Below are 20,350 nucleotides of genomic sequence, written 5' to 3'. Positions count from 1 at the left end.
CCTGAACAGGAGAAAGCAGCATGGATCAGCTAGCGTTTTACCGGGCCAAACTGGCATTCGAGATTGATAGCTGGGACGTAGCCGATCAGCTCAAGCAGGGCGCGGCTCTGCAGCTGGTGGATGGCCGCTCTGCCGCCGCCTACGCGCAGGAAACCCTGCCGGGCGCCATCAACCTGCCGCACCGCACCATTAGTGCCGAGACCACGGCGCAGCTACCGCGTGACGTGCTGCTGGTGACCTTCTGCGACGGTATCGGCTGCAATGCTTCCACCAAGACTGCACTGAAGCTGGCCGAGCTGGGTTTTACCGTCAAAGAGCTGCAAGGCGGCGTGGACTGGTGGAAGCGCGACGGCTACCCCACGGTACAGGGCGGTGCCAGCTGCGGCGTTGCGCCGTCGGACGACTGCGGTTGCGGGGGCTGATATGCACTACGACGCGTTTCAACAGCCACTGGGTGTGCCGGTAGCGGGCTGGCAGGGCGCCTGCCCGCCGCAGAAAGTCACGCTGCAAGGCCGGCATTGCCGGCTGGAGCCGTTCGAGCGCGCCCGCCATGGCGACAGCCTGCGGGCGGCGCTGGAACTGGACCGCGACGGCCGCGACTGGGCCTACCTGATGCCGCGCCCGCAAAGCGATGCCGACTGGGACACGTGGTTTGCCATGATGGAAAGCAGCTGCGATCCGCTGTTCTTTGCCATTGTCGATGGTGTGAGCGGCGATGCCATTGGCAGCTGTAGCTATCTGCGCATCGATGCGGCCAACGGTGTCATCGAGGTGGGTTGGCTGCGCTTTTCGCCGCGCTTGCAGCGCACGGTGGCCGCTACCGAAGCGATGTACCTGATGATGAAACAGGCTTTTGAGTGGGGCTACCGCCGCTACGAGTGGAAGTGCAACAGCTTGAATGCACCGTCCATGCGCGCTGCCGAGCGGCTGGGCTTCACCTTCGAAGGCATTTTCCGCCAGGCGCGCGTCAACTGGGGCCTGAACCGCGATACCGCCTGGTTCAGCTTGCTGGACAGCGAATGGCTGGCCAACCGCGCGGTGCTGGAAGCCTGGCTGGATGCGGCCAACTTTGACGCTGCCGGGCAGCAGATCCACCGTGTGGATCAATGCCGCCGGCAGCAGGCCGCCGCTACGCTACCTGACGGTATCCGGGCTGCTACGCTGGCCGACCTGCCACAGTTGGCCGCACTGTTTGACGCGTATCGCCGCTTTTACGGTAAGCAGGGCGACGCGCCAACCTCGCACGACTTCATCCGCCAGCGCCTGATCCAGGCCGACAGCCACGTGCTGGTGTACCAGCAGCAAGGGCAGTTGCTTGGCTTTACCCAGCTGCTGCCGCAATTCAGCTCGGTACTGGCCGCCCCGGTGTGGCTGCTGAATGACCTGTATGTGGTCGAAGCCGCCCGCCAGCGCGGCGTGGGCCAGGCGCTACTGCAGGCAGCGGCCGCACTGGCGCGTCAGCACGGTGTACAGCGGCTGGATCTGGTCACGGCTGTGGATAACCATACAGCGCAGGCGCTTTATGCCGGGCAAGGCTGGCAGCGCGACGAGCGTTTCTATCGCTATCAGCTGACATTGGGATGATTAATTTCACGGTGCGGCCAACGTCGGGGTAAAATCGCTGGTTTTACAAGGCAGTAACGACGTTAGCCGCATGAAATCCCACCCGCGCAATGCCCGCATCAAGGGCGATCCTTTTATTCCCAGCCGTTTTATCTTTGGCGATGCCGTCGAAGAGAAAGGCCTGGAGCCTTACGAGTATGTGATTCATACCGTGACCCCGGCTTTTGTCTGCCGCCTGGTGGGCATGGATCAGACCCCGTTTGACAGCCGTGAGCAGGAAGGCTTTCAGAGCGATGTACTGTTTGATGCTGCCAACAATCTGACGCACTACGTCACCAACTCGGGCTTTCGCCTGTTCGATTTCAATTTCTGGGGCGAGCTGCCCACCGCGGCACAGCTGAAAAAAGTCTGCGACGACGCCATGCAGGAGTACCAGCGCCTGCAAAAAGCCTATATCGAGCGCGAGGTCGCGCCCAAAGAGCGCGATTTCCGCCTGGTACCTACCGAGCCATTGCCCCCCGCAGAGCGCCAGCAGCGCATCAAGGAGCTGGTGAGCACGGCGATGGAAGCCGATAGCAACCCGATGAAGCGCATGCAGCTGCCCATGCTGGTGCAGCAAGCGCTGACCGGGGGGGATCAGGCGGTGTTTACCGAGGCGCAGCTGGCGCTGCAAGAGCACACCGCCGCCCGCGAGCAGCTGCTGGCACTGGCGCGCGACAGTATTGCCTTCCCCGAAGTGATGCGCCCGGACGGCAGTGTGGTGTCTTACGAGCTATGGGCGCTGCCCATGATCTTCTCGCGTGCGCAGGGCGGCTTCTGGTGGCACTTCCCGCTGCTGGAGCGCGTGGAGCCGGCGCTGGTGGATGCCTTGGGCCTGCCGGAAGACACCGTGCTGTGGCTGTCGCCCACCATCTTCAATACCGACATGCTGATCGAGCGTAGCTGCCAGTCGCTGGTGCACCTGGCGGCCATCATGGATGCCGGTTGCGACATGGCGCAGCAAGACGTGGACGCCGCGCGCGCCACCTTTGACGCCGCCAGCCAGACGGTGAACCCGCAGTTATCGTTGTGCTGGCTGCCATTTATCGTGGAAAGCGGCAAGCTGGATATCGACCGCGTACGCCAGCACGCCCGCAAGGCGCTGGATGCCGCCATGCCGCTGGTACAGCAGGCGATTGCTGCCGAAATGAAATACGGTGAAGCCGAGTTGTTTGCCCCGCTGCCCTGGTGGGACGCACTGGGCGCTGGCGTCTATGCCTTTAACCGCAAGCGCCTGGGCCTGCATATGGCGCTGGTGCAGGGCAAAACCGATAAGCTGGAAAACGTCGAGGCGGTGGCCGAATTCTTGCCCGAGCAGCAAGCTTACGATGTGCAGTTGCTGGAGCGAGACAGCGGCACCCTGCTCAATCGCGTGCAATGGCTGCTGGTGCCGGACCTGGGGCCAAGTCGTGTGCAGGCGTGGGTGGATTTGTCCGAGTGCCTGCGCCAGGCCGGTATTGCCCTGCGCGAACAGCAGGCCAGATACCATTGAGCGGCTGCCCGGCTGGCGAGTTGATGCTGCTGTCGGGCGCCTGAGTAAGCTTGGTACGCGGTTAGCGCCGAGCTTTTCATATACTCTTTTATAGAAACAATGCCATTGAGGCAAAATAATTGGCTATTTAATGATATTTTCATGTAGGAGCTGTATTTGCCCGGCTGGCTTGGCTTGAAATCCTTGCGCACACGACTGGCGCTGTTCTGTTCACTCCTGATGGTAGTAGTGGTGCTGTTTACCAGCTCGCTCAGCTATCTGGAGGGCAAGGCGCGCGTGCGTAAAATGCAGCTACAGCACCTGGAAGATGTGGTTACCCGGCTCAGTGACGATATAGACGACCGCGTACGCACGCGCCACGTGTTGCTGGAGCAGGCGGCTGCCAGCCTGCAGCTGGACCGCAACAATATTAGCAAGCACGCCCCCGAGATCCTGCATGGTTTTCGTTACCTGAAGGGCAGCTTCAGCAGCATCATGCTGTTCGATGCAGACGGCAATGTGGTGGCCGATTACCCCGAGCTGCCAGGGCGGCGCGGCACCAGCGTGCTGGACCGCGCCTATTTTGCCCAGACACGTGACACCCTGCGCTCGCAGATTTCCGAGCCGGTTCGCGTGGCTGGCGACATCAAGCGCAGCCTGATCATTTTCACCTCGCCTATCCTGGACGAGCACGGCCAGTTTGCCGGCGTGCTGGGTGGTAGCCTGGAGCTGTTTGCACCAGAGCTGTTTGGTGATTTGCGCTCCATTGCCATCGGCGGTACCGGCTACATCAATATCAATACCCGCGCCAGCCGGCTGACCATCTTCCACCCCGACCGCAGCCGTATCATGCAGGCCAGCCCCGATACCAGCCGCGACCCGGTATTCGGCAAGGCACTGCAAGGCTGGGACGGCAGCACCGAGAGTATTGCGGCCAACGGCGAACCCGCGCTGATGGTGTACCGCAATATGAAAAACGTGAACTGGGTGGTGGGTGGCGTGTTTCCCCTGCGCGAAGCCTACGAACCCATCAGCGTAATGGCGCGTAACCATATGCTGATCGTGCTGTTGGCTACCTTGCTGGCGTTTCCGGTGGGCTGGTGGGGCGTGCACCGCCTGCTCGGGCCGTTGCAGGCGCTGCGTGGCAAAGTGCAGGCCATGGCATTCGGGGCAGAAGATCGTGTCCACATTCACGGCAGCCACGAGCTGGAAATGCTGGCGCAAACCGTTACCGATGTGTTTGGCGAGCGTGAACGCATCAGCCAGGAGTTGGCCGCACGCGAGGCGTTTTTCCGCGCCTTGAACGAGTCATCGCCGCTGGGCATTTTTGTCACCGATGCCGATGGCCTGCTGGTGTATTGCAACCACGCCACCCTTACGCTGGGCGGCCTGGCACAGCGCGAAGAAGACTGGCTGGGGCGCCACTGGCTGGATGCGGTGCACCCGGCTCAGCGCGCCACCATCGAGCCGGAGTGGCAGGCTTTGCGCCACGGTGATGTAGCGGGATTTTACCAGCTGTGCCACCTGACCGGCGCCCGTGGCACGCCGATCAAGGTAGAGCTGCGTTTTACCCGTTTGCAGCAGGGCAGCATCTTGCGTTTTCTCGGCGTTGTGCACGATGTCAGCGACAGGGAAGACGCCCTGCTGTCGATGAACGCCGAACGCGAGCGCGGCATGGCCATTCTGACGTCCATTGCCGATGCGGTAGTGCTGACCAACCAGCTGGACGAGGTGTGTTACATCAACCCGCCCGCCCAGCGCCTGCTGGGCCTGAATGCCGAAGAAGCCCAGGGGCGCTCGCTGGCGCTATTCGTCTCGCTGGCGTATCCGGATAGCGGCCAGGCGGTATCGCTGGCGACCCTGGCTGAAACCCGTATGGCTGTGCCGGTAGAACTGGATTTGCTGTCGCGCGATATGCGCCTGCAGCCGGTGGTGCTAACCCTGTCGGTGGTGCAGGCTGCCGGCAGCATGCACGGTTACAAGATCTGCGTACTGCACGACGATAGCGAGCGCCGCCGCCGTGAACGCAAGCACCGCTGGGAAGCCACCCACGACGTGCTCACCAACTTGCTGAACCGCCGTGGCTTCCTGGGGGCGCTAACCGTGTTGCTGGATAACGGCGAGGCGATGGCGCAAAACAATGTGGTGGTCATGATGGACCTGGACCACTTCAAGCAGGTGAACGACAGCGGCGGCCACCAGGCTGGCGACCAGATACTGCAAGATATTGCGGCCATTCTGCAAAAACGCCTGCGCAATACCGATGTGATCGCCCGTCTGGGCGGCGACGAGTTTGCCCTGATTCTGTACAACTGCACGCGCGATACCGCGCAGGGCATCATGGAAGCCGTGCGTGGCGATATTGCCCGCCTGCGCCCGCAAAGCAACCCGGAAGTCTGCCGCGTTACCGCCAGTATCGGCCTGACCCAGATCCAGCCGCAGGACACGCGGCCGCACGACATCATGCAGCGCGCCGACCTGCGTTGTTACCAGGCAAAAGAGCAGGGCCGTAACCGTGTGGTGGTCATGCTGGACGGCCAGTAAGCTGCGCCGCTGGCTACGCGGTGAGGCTGTAAAAAAAAGCCGGCCCCGAGAGGGACCGGCTTTTTGCATGCCACACAGGCTTACTTGTCGATACCGCCCAGTAGCACGTATTTGATTTCCAGGTAGTCTTCGATGCCGTACTTGGAGCCTTCGCGGCCCAGGCCGGACTGCTTCACGCCACCGAACGGTGCGGCTTCGTTGGACAGGATGCCGCTGTTGACGGCCACCATGCCGTACTCCAGGCCTTCGGACACGCGGAAGATGCGGCCGATGTCGCGGGCGTAGAAGTACGACGCCAGGCCGAACTCGGTGTCGTTGGCCATCTGGATGGCTTCTTCTTCGCTGTGGAAGCGGAAGACCGGTGCCAGCGGGCCGAAGGTTTCTTCCTTGGCCACTTTCATCGCCGGGGTCACGCCGGTGATCACGGTCGGTTCGAAGAAGCTGTGGCCCAGCGCGTGGCGTTTGCCACCGGTGACCAGCTGGCCGCCTTTGGCCAGCGCGTCGGCGATGTGCTCTTCCACTTTGGCCACGGCATTCTGGTCGATCATCGGTCCTTGGGTCACACCGGTTTCCAGGCCGTTACCCACCTTCAGTTTGGCCACGGCGGCGGCAAACTTCTCGGCGAAGGCGTCGTACACGCCGTCCTGTACCAGCAGGCGGTTGGCGCAGACGCAAGTCTGGCCGGCGTTGCGGTACTTGGAAATCATGGCGCCTTCCACGGCGGCGTCCAGGTCGGCGTCATCGAACACGATGAACGGCGCGTTGCCGCCCAGCTCCATCGATACTTTCTTCACCGTTTCGGCGCACTGGCTGATCAGCTTGCGGCCAACTTCGGTGGAGCCGGTGAAGGAGAACTTCTTCACGGTATCGCTACCGGTTAGCACGCCGCCGATTTCGGTGGAACCACCGGTCAGCACCGAGAACACGCCGGCCGGAATACCGGCGCGCTCGGCCAGTACGGCAATGGCCAGCGCCGACAGCGGGGTCTGGCTGGCCGGGCGTACTACCATCGGGCAACCTGCGGCCAGCGCCGGGGCAGCCTTGCGGGTGATCATGGCATTCGGGAAGTTCCACGGGGTGATGGCGGCGGTGACACCGATCGGCTCCTTGGTTACCAGAATGCGCTTGTCGGCACCGGTAGACGGAATGGTGTCGCCGTAGATGCGTTTGGCTTCTTCCGCGTACCACTCGATATAGCTGGCACCGTAGGCGATTTCGCCTTTGGCTTCGGCCAGCGGCTTGCCTTGTTCGCTGGTGAGGATCACGCCCAGGTCGTCCTGGTTGGCCATCATCAGGTCGAACCATTTGCGCAGGATATTGGCGCGCTCTTTGGCGGATTTCTTTTTCCAGGTTTTAAAAGCTTCGGCTGCGCCGGCCACGGCACGCTCGGCTTCGGCACGGCCCATTTTCGGCACGTGGGCGATCACTTCGCCGGTAGCCGGGTTGGTGACAGCGATGGTTTCGCCGCTATCGGCATCTACCCACTGGCCGTTGATGTAGCACTGCTGGCGCAGCAGGGATGGGTCTTTCAGGTTCAACATGGCAGTTCTCTCTTTATTGGCCACAGAAGCACACAGAAAGACACAGAAGGCAGCGATGGTCGCTGTAGATCATTCCGTGAGTTCAGTGTGCTTCCGTGGCTAGCAATGCAGTGTCAGTATCAGGCCTTGATGGCGGCAACCAGTTTCTGCAGCGCTTCTTCGAAGATTTCGTCTTCGATGGTCAGCGGGAACAGGAAGCGCACCACGTTGCCGTACACGCCGCACAGCAGCAGGATCAGGCCGGACTCCAGCGCCTTGGTCTGCACTTTCTTGGCGAAGTCGGCGTCCGCGTCGTGGCTGCCGGCCTTGTTGAATTCCACGGCAATCATGGCGCCCGGGCCGCGTACGTCGGCAATCTGCGGCACGTCGGCTTTCAGGCCGTTCAGGGTTTCTTTCAGCTGCGCGCCCAGCTTATTGGCGCGTTCCAGCAGTTTTTCTTCCTGGATGGCGCTGATCACGGCCTTGGCTGCGGCCAGGGCCAGCGGGCTGCCGGCGTAGGTGCCGCCCAGGCCGCCAGGGGCGGGGGCATCCATCACGCTGGCGCGGCCAACTACGGCCGAAATCGGGAAGCCGCCAGCCATCGATTTGGCCATGGTCATCAGGTCGGCAGCCACGTCGTAGTGTTCCATGGCGAAGAACTTGCCGGTACGGGCAAAGCCGGCTTGTACTTCGTCGGCGATCAGCAGGATACCGTGCGCATCGCACAGGGCGCGTAGCGCGCGAACCCACTCGGCCGGTGCTTGGTAGAAACCGCCTTCGCCTTGTACCGGCTCGAAAATGATAGCGGCTACGCGGGTAGCTTCAATGTCGTACTTGAACAGCTTTTCGATGCTGGCGATGGATTCTTCAATCGACACACCGTGCAGGGGATTCGGGAACAGCGCGTGGTACACGTCGGACGGGAAGGGGCCGAAACCGATCTTGTACGGGGCCACCTTGCCGGTAAGCGCCATGCCCATCAGGGTACGGCCGTGGAAGCCGCCGCCAAAAGCGATGATGCCTGGGCGGCCGGTGGCGGCGCGGGCGATCTTGACGGCGTTTTCAACAGCTTCGGCACCGGTGGTGTAGAAGGCGGTTTTGTTCTCGCCCGGGATCGGGGCCAGCTTGTTCAGCTGTTCGGCCACCTCGATGTACAGCTCGTACGGCACCACCTGGTAGCAGGTGTGGCTGAACTTGTTCAGCTGTTCGGCTACGGCAGCTTGCACTTTGTCGTGCAGGTGGCCGGTGTTCAGTACACCGATACCGCCGGCAAAGTCGATGTAGCGCTTGCCTTCGGTGTCCCAGATTTCGGCGTTTTTGGCACGCTCGGCAAAGAAGGAACACATTACGCCCACACCGCGCGGGGTGGCGTTGGCTTTACGCTGCATCAGTTCTTGCGGGTTCATGAATCTCTCCTAGATAGACGACCGGGCTGGCCTGGTTTGCCGCGACACGGGCAAAGCGCATCGTTGGCCATTGTTTGAAAGCATTCTAGCGTCGTGTTTAGTAAAAAGTCACGGGTGATTGATTATTTAAACACTACGATTGCTTGCACTGTGGTGATTCGGCACGCCAATAAAAATGCGGCCAACCTGGTGACAGGTTGGCCGCATGCGGGCAGGGCGGGGTGGGCGGCGCTTTTAGAAGAAGCGGTTCACCTCGGCCACGGCCTTGTCGTCCAGCTCGCCGGCTGCTTGTGCCAGCGACAGGCGGGCGTACAGGTAGTTGTAGCGCGCTTCGGCCAGTGCGCGCACGGCGTCCTGGTAGTCGCGCTCGGCGTTGAGCAAGTCCAGGTTGGTACGTACGCCTACATCTTTACCCAGCTTGGTGGAGTCCAGTTTGCTCTTGGCCGAAACCTGCAGCTGTTCCTGGGCTTTGACCAGCGCGGCACCGTTGCTGACACCAAGCCAGGCGCGGCGGATATCCAGCCTTACCTTGCGGCGTGCGGCTTCGACATCTTCACGGGCTTTGTCCAGGTTGGCCGCGGCCTCGGTGACTTGCGAGTTGATCGCACCACCGGCGTATAGCGGCAGGCTCAGGTTCAGGCCCAGGGTATTGCCACGCGTACGCTGCTGGCCGCTAGCCTTGCTGCTGGCGCTGGTGCTGTAGTTATCGCTCAGACCGGCGCTGAGGTTGACGGTAGGCAGGTGTTTGCCGCGTGCCTCTTCCAGATTACGTTCGGCCAGCTGCTGTTGTTGCACGGCGGCTTTCAGCGCCAGGCTGCCGGCCTCGGCACGCTGGATCCAGGCGTCCAGCTCACCGGCGCTCTGGGTGGCCAGGGCGGGCTGCTGGCGCAGGCGATTGATGCTTTCCGCTTGCAAGCCGGTCAGGCTGGCCAGCGCATTACGCTTGATTTCCAGGTCGCTCATCGCGGCAATTTCACGTGCTTGGGCCGCGTCGTAACCGGCTTGGGCTTCGTGGGTATCGGTGATGGTGGCCGTGCCGACTTCAAACGACTTTTTGGCCTGCGCAAGCTGGCGGTCGTAGGCTTTTTTGGTGGCCTGGGTCACGTTCAGCACGTCTTCGGCCAGCAGCACGTCAAAGTAGGCGCGCGCGACGTCGGCAATCAGTTGCTGGCTGCTGGCGTCGAACTGCACGCCGGACAGTTCGCTGGCGATCAGGCCTTTCTTGTAGGCGCTGTAGTTGCCGATATCGAACAGCGGCTGGGTGAGCTGTACGCCGACACTACGGGTGTTGTAGGGGTCGGCGTCCGGCTTCATGGCGTCGGTGCGGGTAAGGCTGGCAGACAGGCCGACGCTAGGCAGCAGCTGGGCGCGGCCCTGGACGGCTTTTTCCTGGCCGGCCTGCAAGGTAGCGCGGGCACCGGCATAGCCTGCATCGTAGCTGCGTGCGGCTTGTACCGCGGCATTCAGGTCGAAGGCCTGGGCACTGCTGGCGGCACCTAGTGCCAGCAGGGCGGTAATGATCAGCGGATGTCGTGTGTTCATCACTCGTTCCATAAAAAAGTAAACTGTTCTGCAGTTATCACCATAACGGAATATGGCGCGCTTTTCAGCAGGAAAATGATTAATGTTTTTGTGGCCGGCGCACCTTGAACCATGCCGAGTACAGCGCCGGCAGGAAAAACAGCGTGAGCAGGGTAGCCACCAGCAAGCCGCCCATGATGGCCACGGCCATCGGGCCCCAGAAGGTGCTGCGCGTCAGCGGTACCATGGCCAGAATGGCGGCCAGGGCGGTCAGCATGATGGGGCGGAAGCGGCGAATGGTAGAGCCCACCACGGCTTCGAAGCGGTCTATGCCTTCGCTGATGTCGCTTTCGATCTGGTCGACCAGAATCACCGAGTTACGCATGATCATGCCGGCCAGGGCAATCACCCCCAGCATGGCGACAAAGCCGAACGGGGCGCTGAACAGGATCAGCGTCAGTGTGACGCCGATCATGCCCAGCGGGGCGGTGAGTACCACCAGCAGGCTGCGCTGGAAGCTTTTGAGCTGCAGCATCAGCAGGGTAAACACAATCACCAGCATTAGCGGCTGTACCTTGGCAATGGCCGCTTGCGAGTTTTTGCTGGATTCCAGCGAACCACCCAGCTCGATGTGGTAACCCAGCGGCAGGGTTTTTTCCAGCGCCTGCATCTTGGGCCACAGTGCGTTGGAAATATCGGCCGCTTGTACGCCGTCGGCAGCGTCGGCGCGTACCGACACGGTAGGCAGGCGGTTGCGGTGCCAGATGATGCTTTCTTCCGGTGCGTAGACGATGTTGGCTAGCTGCGATACCGGCACGTAGCGGCCGCTGGCCGTTTGTACCATCAGGCTGCCCAGCTGTTCGATCTGCTGGCGCTCGTTGCCTTCCAGGCGGGCGCTGACGGCTATGGCCTTATCGCCTTCGCGCCACTCGGTTACCGTGCTGCCGGTCAGCATCATCTGCAGCTGGCGGCCCAGGCTCTGGCTGGACATACCCAGCGCACGTGCCTTGTCCTGGTCGATCTCCACGCGTAGCGAGCGAGCCTGTTCGCCCCAGTCATTATTGATGTGGCGGGCGCCAGGGTGGCTGCGCACCAGGGCTTCTACCTGTTTGGCGATGTCGCGTACTTTCTGGTGGTCTTCACCCATCACGCGGAACTGCACGGCGTAGCCTACCGGCGGGCCGTTTTCCAGGCGCGTGACACGGCCGCGTACCAGCGGGAAGTCGGTGTCGAACATTTTTTCCAGCTTGTGTTTCACCTGCTCGCGTACTTTTTCATCGCGCGTCATCACCATCAGCTGTGCATAGTTCAGGTGCTGCTGTTGCTGGTCCAGTGGCAGGTAGAAGCGCGGGCTGCCGCCGCCAACATAGCTGGTGACGCTGACGATATTGCTATCCCCTTGCAGCTGGCTTTCCAGCTTTTTCACCTCGCGCTCGGTGGCCTCGTAGCTGGCGCTTTGCGGCAGCCACATGTCTACCATCAGCTCCGGTCGGTTGGACGATGGGAAGAACTGCTGCGCCACGAACAGCTTGAACGCCACCATGGACAGCACGAAGGCGGCCAGGGTGAGTGCGATGACGGTCTTGCGGTGGTCCAGGCACCACTCCACGGCACGGCGAAAGCGGATGTAGAACGGCTTCTGGTACACATCGGCGTGACCGTGGCCTGCCATGGTTTCCGGCAGCAGGCGGTAGCCCAGATACGGGGTAAAGATCACGGCAACGATCCACGACAGGATCAGGGCAATGCTCACCACCGAGAACAGGCTGAACACGTATTCACCGGCATTGGACTTGGCGATACCCACCGGCAGGAAAGTGGCGGCGGTAATCAGCGTACCGGTCAGCATGGGGAAGGCGGTGCTGGTGTAGGCAAAGGTAGCCGCCTGGAATTTGTTCCAGCCTTGCTCCAGCTTCATGGCCATCATTTCTACCGCGATGATGGCGTCGTCCACCAGCAGACCCAGTGCGATGATCAGCGAGCCCAGCGAGATGCGTTGCAGATCCATGCCCAGGAAGTACATGGCCAGGAAAGTCATGGCCAGCACCAGCGGAATGGACAGCGCCACCACGATGCCGGTACGCACGCCCAGGCTGAAGAAGCTGACCGCCAGTACGATGACCACGGCTTCGACCAGCGAGCGCATGAACTCGTTGACCGCGGTCTTCACCACCTTGGGCTGGTCGGATACAGCGTGCACTTCCACGCCTACCGGCAGCTTGCTTTTGACTTCGTCCATCAGCAGCTGCAGGTTGTTACCCAGCTTCAGCACGTCGCCGCCTTTTTTCATGCTGATGGCCAGGCCAATCGCCGGTTTGCCGTCAAAGCGCATGCCAAAGGTGGGCGGGTTGACGAACTCGCGGCCAACCTTGGCAATATCGCCCAGGCGGAAGGTTTTGCCGCCGGCACTGATCGGCGTGGCGGCGATCGCGTCTACCGAGTTGTAGCTGCCGCTGACGCGTACCCAGATGCGCTCGCTGGCGGTGTCGTAATTACCCGCCGGGCTGATGCTGTTTTGCGCCGACAGGGCATTCCAGATCAGGCTGCTATCCAGCTGCAGGGCAGATAGTTTGGCGGTATTGAGCGTGACGTAAATCTTTTCCTCTTGTTCGCCGATGATGTCTACCTTGCCCACGTCGGGCACGCGCAGAATCTCCTGGCGGGCTTTTTCTACGTACTTGCGTACGTCTTCGTAGCTGAAGCCATCACCGGTAAACGCGTACAGGTTGCCGAAGGTATCGCCGAACTCGTCATTGAAAAACGGGCCGCGGATGTCACCAGGCAAGGTGTGTTTGATGTCGCCTATTTTCTTGCGCACCGTGTACCACAGCTGCTGGACGTCTTTGGGGGAAACGTCTTCGCGGATGGACAGGATCAGCAGGGCTTCACCGGGCTTGGTGTAGCTTTTGACGTACTCCAGCTCGCCCATTTCCTGCAGTTTCTTTTCGACGCGGGCGGTGACTTGCTGCTCGGTTTCCTGCGCGGTAGCGCCGGGCCACAGTACGCGCACCATCATGGCCTTGAAGGTGAATTCCGGGTCTTCCTTTTGCCCCAGCTGGGTATAGGCAAACATGCCGGCCAGCATCAGTACCACCATCAGGTAGCGTACCAGCGAGCTATTGCGTATCGCCCATTCGGACAAATTCAGTGGTTGTTGCTTCATGATGGGTGCCCTTATTTCGCCAGCAGGGTAACGCGTTGGCCGTCGCGCAGCAGGTGTACGCCGGCGGTCACGACTTGTTCACCCCCGTTCAGCCCGGCAGTGATATCGATGCCCTGGCTATCCGGGCGGCCCACGCTCACGGCCTTGCGGCCAACCTTGGCGGTTTTCGGGTTAATCACCCAGACATAATGCTTGCCCTGCTCGTCCAGAATGGCGCTCAGCGGCAGCTTGATGGCGGCGCTGTGCTGGCCTGGCAGGGTGGCTTCTACCGTGGCGGTCATGCCCAGGCGCAGCCCGTCAGGCTGGCCGGACAGCTTCAGCCGTGCCGCGTAGGTACGGGTGGCCGGGTCGGCATCGCCGGACAGCTCGCGCAGGGTGGCAGGGATGGCTTGCTGGCCCGCCCACAATTTCACGTTAAAGCTGCTGGCCTGGCGTAGGTCGCCCACGGCGTTTTCCGGTACCTGGATCAAGACTTCGCGCTCGCCCGCGGCGGCGACTCTGGCGACGATCTGGCCGGCTGCTACCACCTGGCCGGGCTCGATGCTGATTTCGCTGACGCTACCGTCGCTGTCGGCGATCAAGCTGGTGTAGCCGGCCTGGTTGCGGCTGGCCGACAAGGCGGCCTGGGCTTGCTGCACGCTGGCCTGGGCGCTTTGCACGGCGGTGTGCTGGCGCTCTACCTGCGCGGCGCTGATGAAGTTTTGCGCCAATAGCTCGCGGTAGCGCTTCAGGTCGGCAGCCTGCTGGGCCAGATTGGCCTGGGCTGCGGCCAACTGTGCCTGCTTGGCCTGGCTGTCGAGCTGGTAGTCGCTGGCGTCCAGTACGGCCAGTACCTGGCCTTTTTTCACACTGTCTCCGCTGCTGACGCGCTTTTCTACCACTTTGCCGGCTACGCGAAACCCCAGGCGGCTTTCCTGACGGGCGCGTACTTCGCCGCTGAACTGGCGGATAGGGTTTTGCTGGCCTGCGCCGGCAATGGTGTAGCGCACAGGGCGGATTTCTTCCACCGGTTTGACTTCCTCTTTGCAGGCAGTCAGTGCCAGCAGCAGCGCGCTGGCCAGTGCCAGCTTGTGATAGTGCGGAGTCATGTGTGTTTGCCTCGTTCTATATGGAATTATTTATAGGTTCAGTCGGACGTTTTCAGACCATTGAGCATCAGGTCCAGCGACAGCTCCAGATACTCCAGCGGCGGCAGCGAGCGGTGCTTGGTATCGGTCAGTACCCGGCCAAACGAGCAGCGCCAGGTCATGGTGAGCATCATGGGCGCCACCAGGGTGTCGACCACGGCGTCCGGGTTGATGCTGCGAAACTCGCCGCGCGCCATGCCGCGGCGCAGTACCTGCAGCAACATCTGGTGGCTGGGCTCGATGACTTCGGCGTGATAAAAGCGCGCCAGCTCGGGAAAATTGGTGGCCTCGGCAAACATCAGCTTGCAGATGCCGCCCAGCGGCGATTCGCCCACCTCCAGCCACCAGCGGCGCATCATCAGGCGCAGCAGGTCGGCGCTGCTGCCGTCAAACTGCTGTACCAGCTCGGCAAAGCCTGCCAGGCGGGTAACCAGGTTTTCACGGATCACCGCCTTGAAGATGTCTTCCTTGTTTTCGAAATACAGATAGGGCGTGCCTTTGGTGACACCGGCGGCTTTGGCGATGTCTTCCATTTTGGTGGTCTTGAAGCCCTTTTCCACGAATAGCGCCAGTGCCGCGTCCAGAATTTCGGCAGGGCGCACTTCCTTGCGACGGCGCCAGCGCGCTACCGGACAACAGGATTCCTTGTCCATTCTTGCCTTCTCTGAAAATTGGTTCATTAATGAAGGGTGAAATGTAGAGCAAGCACTCTGCCAGTTCAATTAATAAATCAATATTCACTAAGTGGCATGGTTAGAATGCAACACCTGACAGTTATTGCTGTGCAGCAACCTGTGTCCCCATCTTGCTACTGGAGAATCCGACGTGAGCGTAGCCCCTATCGACAAGGCAGCCATTCTGGCCGAGGCCCTGCCGTACATCCGTTCCTTTAATGGCAAAACCATCGTGATCAAATACGGTGGCAATGCGATGACCGACGACAAGCTGAAAGAAGACTTCGCCAAGGATGTGGTGCTGCTGAAGCTGGTAGGCCTGAACCCGGTGGTCGTACACGGCGGCGGCCCGCAGATCAACGACCTGCTGAACCGCGTGGGCAAGGAAGGCCAGTTCATCCAGGGCATGCGCGTGACCGATAGCGAAACCATGGACGTGGTAGAGATGGTGCTGGGCGGCCTGGTGAACAAGGAAATCGTGTCGCTGATCAACAAGCACGGCGGCAAGGCGGTGGGTATCACCGGCAAGGACGGCCACTTTATCCGCGCCAGCAAGCTGTACCTGAAATCCGAGTCCGACGAAGACATCGATATCGGCCAGGTGGGCGATATCGAGCACATCGACCCTAGCCTGGTGTCCCTGCTGGATAGCCAGGACTTTATTCCGGTGGTGGCGCCTATCGGCGTAGGCAGCGAAGGCGAGGCCTACAACATCAACGCCGACGTAGTCGCCGGCAAGCTGGCCGAAACGCTGAAAGCCGAAAAGCTGGTGCTGATGACCAACACGCCAGGCGTGCTGGACAAGCAAGGCCAGCTGCTGACCGGCCTGACCGCCGCCCGTGTGGACGAGCTGTTTGCCGATGGCACCATCAGCGGCGGCATGCTGCCTAAAATCAGCTCGGCGCTGGATGCCGCCAAGAGCGGTGTGAACTCGGTACACATTATCGATGGCCGTGTGCCGCACGCGCTGCTGCTGGAAATCCTGACCGACGCTGGCGTGGGTACCATGATCAAGGCTGGCTAAGTCGTTGAGATCGCAATAAAAAGGCTGCCGCGTGGCAGCCTTTTTTGCATTTGGCAGATGCATGACGGCGGCTATAGTACAAGGTGCTGGCGTCATGGGGCGCCGCTGTGTTCAACCCGCACCGTGTGGAGGTGTCATGCAGACAGTCAGGCAGTTATTGGAAAGAAAATCCGGGGAACTGATTAGCGTCAGCCCGGATGCCACCGTGTTTCAGGCGCTACAGGTCATGGCCGAGCAGGATATCGGCGCCGTGCTGGTGATGGACATGGGCGATGTGCTGGGCATTTTTTCCGAGCGCGATTACGCCCGGCGCATCGTGTTGCAAGGGCGTACCTCGGCGGGTACCAAGGTGCGCGACATCATGACCAGCAAGGTGGTGTACGTGGGGCCGCAGCAAAGCGTGGCCGAATGCATGGCGCTGATGACGGACAAGCACTTTCGCCACTTGCCGGTAATGGAAGCCGGCCGCGTGATAGGCATGCTGTCTATTGGCGACCTGGTACGCGCCACCATCGAAGAGCAGCAGCTGGTGATCGAGCAGCTGGTGAACTACATCCGCGCCTGAGTCTGGCGCGGCAATAAAAGACAAAGGTTGGCCGCAGCATATGCGGCCAACCTTTTGCTTTATGCGCCAGGCACGATCTGCCGTGCCAGCTGTAGCAGGGCTGGTGCCACCTGGCTGCGCATGGTCTCGGCGTCAAAGGCAAAGGCCGGGCCACTGGCGTTCAGGCACAGGCTGCCCTGGCCGGGGGCGGGCGAGGGCAGCGCCACGCCAACCGCCATCACGTCGCGTTCAAACTCGCCAAACGACTCGCTGTAGCCGCGTTGCAGTACCTGCTGGCGTGCCTGCTCCAGCTTGGCTTGCACCAGTGGCCAGTCTTGTCCGTAGCGTGCCGCCATATCGGTGTCGGCCAGCTCGCGTTCGGCAGCACTCAGGCTGCTGTAGCAAGCGCGGCCGATAGCGGTGCTGGCCAGCGGCACGCGCGAGCCCACGCTGAGCTGTACCGATACCCGTGCCTGGCTGCGGCAGGTTTCCAGGTACACGATGTCGCTGCCGTCGCGCATGCCCAAGCTTACCGAAATGGTGTGCTTGAGCGCGAAGTCGCGCATCAGCGGGGCGGCCACACGGCGGATGTCGTAGCTGCCCAGTACGGCCGAGCCCAGCGCCAGTACCGCCAGGCCCAGGCGGTAATAACCGCTGTCGGCGTCTTGCGACAGGTAGCCAAGTTTGGTCAGCGTATAGGTCAGGCGCGATACGGTGGATTTGGGCAGGCCGGTGCGCTGCGCCAGTACCTGGTTCGATAGTGCCGATTCGCCGGGGCGAAACGCCGACAGCACGCGCAGGCCGCGTGCCAGCGCCTCGACAAACAGGCGGTCTTTGCTTTCGTCTTCCTGCGGGGTGAACGACATGGTGGAAATGCTCCTGGCTGAAGAGTGGCAAGAATAGTGCAGTGCGCGCCTTGCTCCCACAAAAAACTTTACATGCCCCGGCCGCCTTGCTAGTCTATTTTGCAATACAGAACTATATTCCGCAATGCGGAACAAAGTGCAAAGGAGAACTGCATGGCCGCTACCTCGAATCGCGCACCGTTCAACTGGGACGATGCCCTGCTGCTGAACGATCAGCTCACCGACGAAGAGCGCATGGTGCGCGAAACCGCCTACGCCTACTGTCAGGATCGCCTGATGCCGCGCGTACTCACCGCCAACCGCGAAGAGCGCTTTGATCGCGAGATCATGAGCGAGATGGGCGAGCTGGGCCTGCTGGGCTGCACCATCGACAGCCACGGCTGCGCCGGCTTGTCGCACGTGGCCTACGGCCTGATTGCCCGCGAGGTAGAGCGTGTGGATTCCGGCTACCGTTCCGCCATGTCGGTACAGAGCAGCCTGGTGATGCACCCGATCTGGGCCTACGGCACCGATGCACAAAAAGACAAATACCTGCCCAAGCTGGCGAGCGGCGAGTGGGTAGGCTGCTTCGGCCTGACCGAGCCCGACGCCGGCTCCGACCCGGCCGGCATGAAAACCCGCGCCCGCAAGGTAGACGGCGGTTATGTACTGCACGGCAGCAAGATGTGGATCACCAACAGCCCGATCGCCGACGTGTTTGTGGTGTGGGCCAAAGACGACGAAGGCGAGATCCGCGGCTTTGTACTGGAAAAAGGCATGAAAGGCCTGTCCGCGCCCAAGATCGAAGGCAAGTTCTCACTGCGTGCCTCCATTACCGGTGAAATCGTGATGGACAACGTGGAAGTAGGCGAAGACGCGCTGCTGCCGCACGTAAAAGGCCTGAAAGGGCCGTTCGGCTGCCTGAACAAAGCCCGCTACGGTATTGCCTGGGGCGCGATGGGTGCCGCCGAGTTCTGCTGGCACGGTGCCCGCCAGTACACGCTGGACCGCAAACAGTTCAACCGCCCCTTGGCCGCCACCCAGCTGGTGCAGCTGAAGCTGGCCAATATGCAAACCGAAATCAGCCTGGGCCTGCAAGCCGCGCTGCGCGTGGGTCGCCTGATGGACGAAGGCCGTGCTGCGCCGGAAATGATCAGCCTGATCAAGCGCAACAACTGCGGCAAGGCGCTGGATATTGCCCGTATCGCCCGTGACATGCACGGCGGTAACGGCATCAGCGACGAGTACCACATCATCCGCCACGTGATGAACCTGGAAGCCGTCAACACTTATGAAGGCACGCACGATGTGCATGCCCTGATTCTGGGCCGCGCCCAGACCGGTATTCAGGCATTTGCCTGATGTGATGTTCCGCCGGCGGGCTTCACCCCGGCGGGATGTTGGTTCCTGTCTGTCCTTGAGGCCCGGCTGCAATCCGGGCCTGTTTTTTTTGCAGGCAGCCCCACGTTACAGGAGACAAACATGTCAGGTGCACTGTCAGGTATCAAAGTCCTCGACCTTACCCGCGTACTGGCCGGGCCCTGGGCGGGCCAGCTGCTGGCGGACCTGGGCGCAGAGGTTATCAAGGTAGAGCGCCCCGGTACTGGCGACGACACCCGCCAGTGGGCGCCACCCAGCCTGCCGGACGGCACGGCGGCTTACTATCTGGCGGCCAACCGTGGCAAACAGTCACTGACGGTGGATATTACCCAGCCGGCAGGGCAGGAAATCGTGCGGCAGTTGGCCGCACAGGCCGACGTGCTGCTGGAAAACTATAAGGTAGGTGGCCTCAAGAAATACGGGCTGGACTACGACAGCCTGCGCGCCATCAACCCGCGGCTGGTGTATTGCGCCATTACCGGCTTTGGCCAGACCGGCCCCTACGCCCAGCTGCCCGGTTACGATTACATCGTGCAGGGCATGTCCGGCCTGATGAGCATCACCGGCCCCGCCGACGGCGAGCCACATAAGGTAGGTGTGGCAGTTACCGATCTCTTTACAGGCCTGTATGCGGCCAACGCCATCCAGGCTGCGCTGCTGGCGCGCTACCGTACCGGCGAAGGGCAATATATCGACATGGCGCTGTTCGATTGCTCGCTGGCCATGCTGGCCAACGTCAATATGAACTGGCTGGTGGGCGGCGAAGTACCGCCACGGCTAGGCAACGCCCACCCTAACATCGTGCCTTACCAGGTGTTCCGTACCGCTGGCGACAGCCACTTTATTCTGGCCTGCGGCAACGACAAGCAATTCCGCACAGTATGCGAGCTGATCGGCCGGCCAGAGTTGGCCGCAGACCCTCGCTTTGCCACCAACCCGCAGCGGGTGCACTACCGCGACCAGCTGGTGCCACAGCTGTCCCAGGCATTCCTGGCGCGTGGCCGCGACGAGTGGCTCAAGCTGCTGGATGCAGCTGGCGTGCCGTGCGGCCCGATCAATACCGTAGACGAAGCCTTTGCTGACCCACAAATACAACACCGGCAGATGGCGATCCAGCTGCGCGATGCAGCCGGCCAGGCGGTACCGCAGGTAGCCTGCCCCATCAAAATGAGCGGAACCCCCCCGCAGTACCAGGCGGCACCACCAAAACTGGGCGAGCATACCGATGCGGTATTGAAATCATTGGGCTATAGCGCTGAGGCGATTGCACAACTCAAGGCGAACGTTACCGTTTAAACGCTTGTTTGATTTTGACGCGCAGCATCAATCATTGCATCATTGGGCAATCAAACCTCCCCCTGCGCAAAGGAGAAGCGGTGGAACGCGAATACATGGAATACGACGTAGTGGTTGTCGGCGGTGGCCCATCCGGCCTGAGCGCTGCCATTCGTCTCAAACAGCTGGCTGCAGAAAAAGGCCAGGAGATCAGTGTCTGTCTGCTGGAAAAGGGCTCCGAAATCGGTGCGCAC

16 protein-coding genes (1 of these 16 cut by a window edge) are annotated in these 20,350 nt (G+C 61.4%); 9 read left to right on the top strand and 7 right to left on the bottom strand.

Going from position 1 to position 20,350, the window contains the following annotated elements:
• Nucleotides 1-20: 20 nt before the first annotated feature.
• The 4 genes from LCH97_RS10210 (at nt 21) to LCH97_RS10195 (ending at nt 5,617) form a co-directional block, all read left to right on the top strand.
• Nucleotides 21-422 carry a rhodanese-like domain-containing protein gene (locus tag LCH97_RS10210; RefSeq protein WP_227301624.1) on the top strand — a complete coding sequence of 134 codons (402 nt, stop codon included), beginning with the start codon at nt 21-23 and terminating at the stop codon, nt 420-422.
• A 1-nt stretch (nt 423) separates the two neighbouring features.
• The gene (locus LCH97_RS10205) at nt 424-1,584 is read left to right on the top strand and encodes a GNAT family N-acetyltransferase (protein WP_227301623.1); all 1,161 of its coding nucleotides are present in this window, start codon (nt 424-426) and stop codon (nt 1,582-1,584) included.
• Between the two features lie 70 nt (nt 1,585-1,654).
• Complete coding sequence (locus tag LCH97_RS10200) at nt 1,655-3,094, top strand: hypothetical protein (RefSeq protein ID WP_227301622.1); 1,440 nt, start codon at nt 1,655-1,657, stop codon at nt 3,092-3,094.
• A gap of 183 nt (nt 3,095-3,277) precedes the next feature.
• Nucleotides 3,278-5,617 (top strand): diguanylate cyclase, encoded by a 2,340-nt coding sequence (locus tag LCH97_RS10195; RefSeq protein WP_227301621.1) that lies wholly within the window; start codon nt 3,278-3,280, stop codon nt 5,615-5,617.
• Nucleotides 5,618-5,697: 80 nt separating this feature from the next.
• Here LCH97_RS10195 and gabD read toward each other — a convergent pair whose 3' ends face one another.
• The 6 genes from gabD to LCH97_RS10165 all read right to left on the bottom strand — a co-directional run bounded on the left by gabD (nt 5,698) and on the right by LCH97_RS10165 (nt 15,007).
• Nucleotides 5,698-7,158, bottom strand: coding sequence for an NADP-dependent succinate-semialdehyde dehydrogenase (gabD, locus tag LCH97_RS10190; protein WP_255619198.1), 1,461 nt, complete (start codon nt 7,156-7,158; stop codon nt 5,698-5,700).
• Between the two features lie 119 nt (nt 7,159-7,277).
• Nucleotides 7,278-8,543 carry a 4-aminobutyrate--2-oxoglutarate transaminase gene (gene gabT, locus LCH97_RS10185; protein ID WP_227301620.1) on the bottom strand — a complete coding sequence of 422 codons (1,266 nt, stop codon included), beginning with the start codon at nt 8,541-8,543 and terminating at the stop codon, nt 7,278-7,280.
• Nucleotides 8,544-8,777: 234 nt separating this feature from the next.
• Nucleotides 8,778-10,085: a TolC family outer membrane protein gene (locus LCH97_RS10180; protein WP_227301619.1), complete on the bottom strand. Its 1,308-nt coding sequence runs from the start codon at nt 10,083-10,085 to the stop codon at nt 8,778-8,780.
• 79 nt (nt 10,086-10,164) lie between these two features.
• Entirely contained in the window at nt 10,165-13,227 is a 3,063-nt protein-coding gene (locus LCH97_RS10175) for an efflux RND transporter permease subunit (protein WP_227301618.1), read from the bottom strand.
• 11 nt (nt 13,228-13,238) lie between these two features.
• A complete protein-coding gene (locus tag LCH97_RS10170; RefSeq protein ID WP_227301617.1) occupies nt 13,239-14,315 on the bottom strand; it encodes an efflux RND transporter periplasmic adaptor subunit in 1,077 nt (358 codons plus the stop codon).
• Between the two features lie 38 nt (nt 14,316-14,353).
• Nucleotides 14,354-15,007 carry a TetR/AcrR family transcriptional regulator gene (locus LCH97_RS10165; RefSeq protein ID WP_017507268.1) on the bottom strand — a complete coding sequence of 218 codons (654 nt, stop codon included), beginning with the start codon at nt 15,005-15,007 and terminating at the stop codon, nt 14,354-14,356.
• Between the two features lie 172 nt (nt 15,008-15,179).
• On the opposite strand from LCH97_RS10165, the gene argB reads away from it, so the two are divergent.
• The gene (argB, locus tag LCH97_RS10160; RefSeq protein WP_227301616.1) at nt 15,180-16,052 is read left to right on the top strand and encodes an acetylglutamate kinase; all 873 of its coding nucleotides are present in this window, start codon (nt 15,180-15,182) and stop codon (nt 16,050-16,052) included.
• 136 nt (nt 16,053-16,188) lie between these two features.
• A complete protein-coding gene (locus LCH97_RS10155; RefSeq protein ID WP_227301615.1) occupies nt 16,189-16,617 on the top strand; it encodes a CBS domain-containing protein in 429 nt (142 codons plus the stop codon).
• A gap of 59 nt (nt 16,618-16,676) precedes the next feature.
• On the opposite strand, the gene LCH97_RS10150 is transcribed toward LCH97_RS10155, so the two are convergent.
• The gene (locus LCH97_RS10150) at nt 16,677-17,462 is read right to left on the bottom strand and encodes an IclR family transcriptional regulator (RefSeq protein WP_227301614.1); all 786 of its coding nucleotides are present in this window, start codon (nt 17,460-17,462) and stop codon (nt 16,677-16,679) included.
• Between the two features lie 153 nt (nt 17,463-17,615).
• Between LCH97_RS10150 and LCH97_RS10145 the strand changes: the two genes are divergently transcribed.
• From LCH97_RS10145 to LCH97_RS10135, 3 genes are all read left to right on the top strand, one after another.
• Nucleotides 17,616-18,803, top strand: coding sequence for an acyl-CoA dehydrogenase (locus LCH97_RS10145; RefSeq protein ID WP_227301613.1), 1,188 nt, complete (start codon nt 17,616-17,618; stop codon nt 18,801-18,803).
• 120 nt (nt 18,804-18,923) lie between these two features.
• A complete protein-coding gene (locus LCH97_RS10140) occupies nt 18,924-20,117 on the top strand; it encodes a CaiB/BaiF CoA-transferase family protein (protein ID WP_227301612.1) in 1,194 nt (397 codons plus the stop codon).
• A 95-nt stretch (nt 20,118-20,212) separates the two neighbouring features.
• Nucleotides 20,213-20,350, top strand: partial view of an electron transfer flavoprotein-ubiquinone oxidoreductase gene (locus LCH97_RS10135; protein ID WP_227305316.1) — the start only. Its footprint extends 1,482 nt past the window's final position; the window shows 138 of its 1,620 coding nt (coding positions 1-138); it begins with the start codon at nt 20,213-20,215; its stop codon lies off the right edge, out of view.

Origin of the sequence: Vogesella sp. XCS3, assembly GCF_020616155.1 — a bacterium.
Taxonomy (GTDB): Bacteria; Pseudomonadota; Gammaproteobacteria; order Burkholderiales; family Chromobacteriaceae; genus Vogesella.
Note: the sequence above shows the minus strand (reverse complement) of the source record. Positions and strands in the feature narration are given on the sequence as shown.

Coding starts and splice junctions, on each gene's coding strand:
- LCH97_RS10210 (WP_227301624.1), top strand. CDS start 21: ATGGATCAGCTAGCGTTTTACCGGGCCAAACTGGCATTCGAGATTGAT.
- LCH97_RS10205 (WP_227301623.1), top strand. CDS start 424: ATGCACTACGACGCGTTTCAACAGCCACTGGGTGTGCCGGTAGCGGGC.
- LCH97_RS10200 (WP_227301622.1), top strand. CDS start 1,655: ATGAAATCCCACCCGCGCAATGCCCGCATCAAGGGCGATCCTTTTATT.
- gabD (WP_255619198.1), bottom strand. CDS start 7,158: ATGTTGAACCTGAAAGACCCATCCCTGCTGCGCCAGCAGTGCTACATC.
- gabT (WP_227301620.1), bottom strand. CDS start 8,543: ATGAACCCGCAAGAACTGATGCAGCGTAAAGCCAACGCCACCCCGCGC.
- LCH97_RS10180 (WP_227301619.1), bottom strand. CDS start 10,085: ATGAACACACGACATCCGCTGATCATTACCGCCCTGCTGGCACTAGGT.
- LCH97_RS10175 (WP_227301618.1), bottom strand. CDS start 13,227: ATGAAGCAACAACCACTGAATTTGTCCGAATGGGCGATACGCAATAGC.
- LCH97_RS10170 (WP_227301617.1), bottom strand. CDS start 14,315: ATGACTCCGCACTATCACAAGCTGGCACTGGCCAGCGCGCTGCTGCTG.
- LCH97_RS10165 (WP_017507268.1), bottom strand. CDS start 15,007: ATGGACAAGGAATCCTGTTGTCCGGTAGCGCGCTGGCGCCGTCGCAAG.
- LCH97_RS10155 (WP_227301615.1), top strand. CDS start 16,189: ATGCAGACAGTCAGGCAGTTATTGGAAAGAAAATCCGGGGAACTGATT.
- LCH97_RS10150 (WP_227301614.1), bottom strand. CDS start 17,462: ATGTCGTTCACCCCGCAGGAAGACGAAAGCAAAGACCGCCTGTTTGTC.
- LCH97_RS10145 (WP_227301613.1), top strand. CDS start 17,616: ATGGCCGCTACCTCGAATCGCGCACCGTTCAACTGGGACGATGCCCTG.
- LCH97_RS10140 (WP_227301612.1), top strand. CDS start 18,924: ATGTCAGGTGCACTGTCAGGTATCAAAGTCCTCGACCTTACCCGCGTA.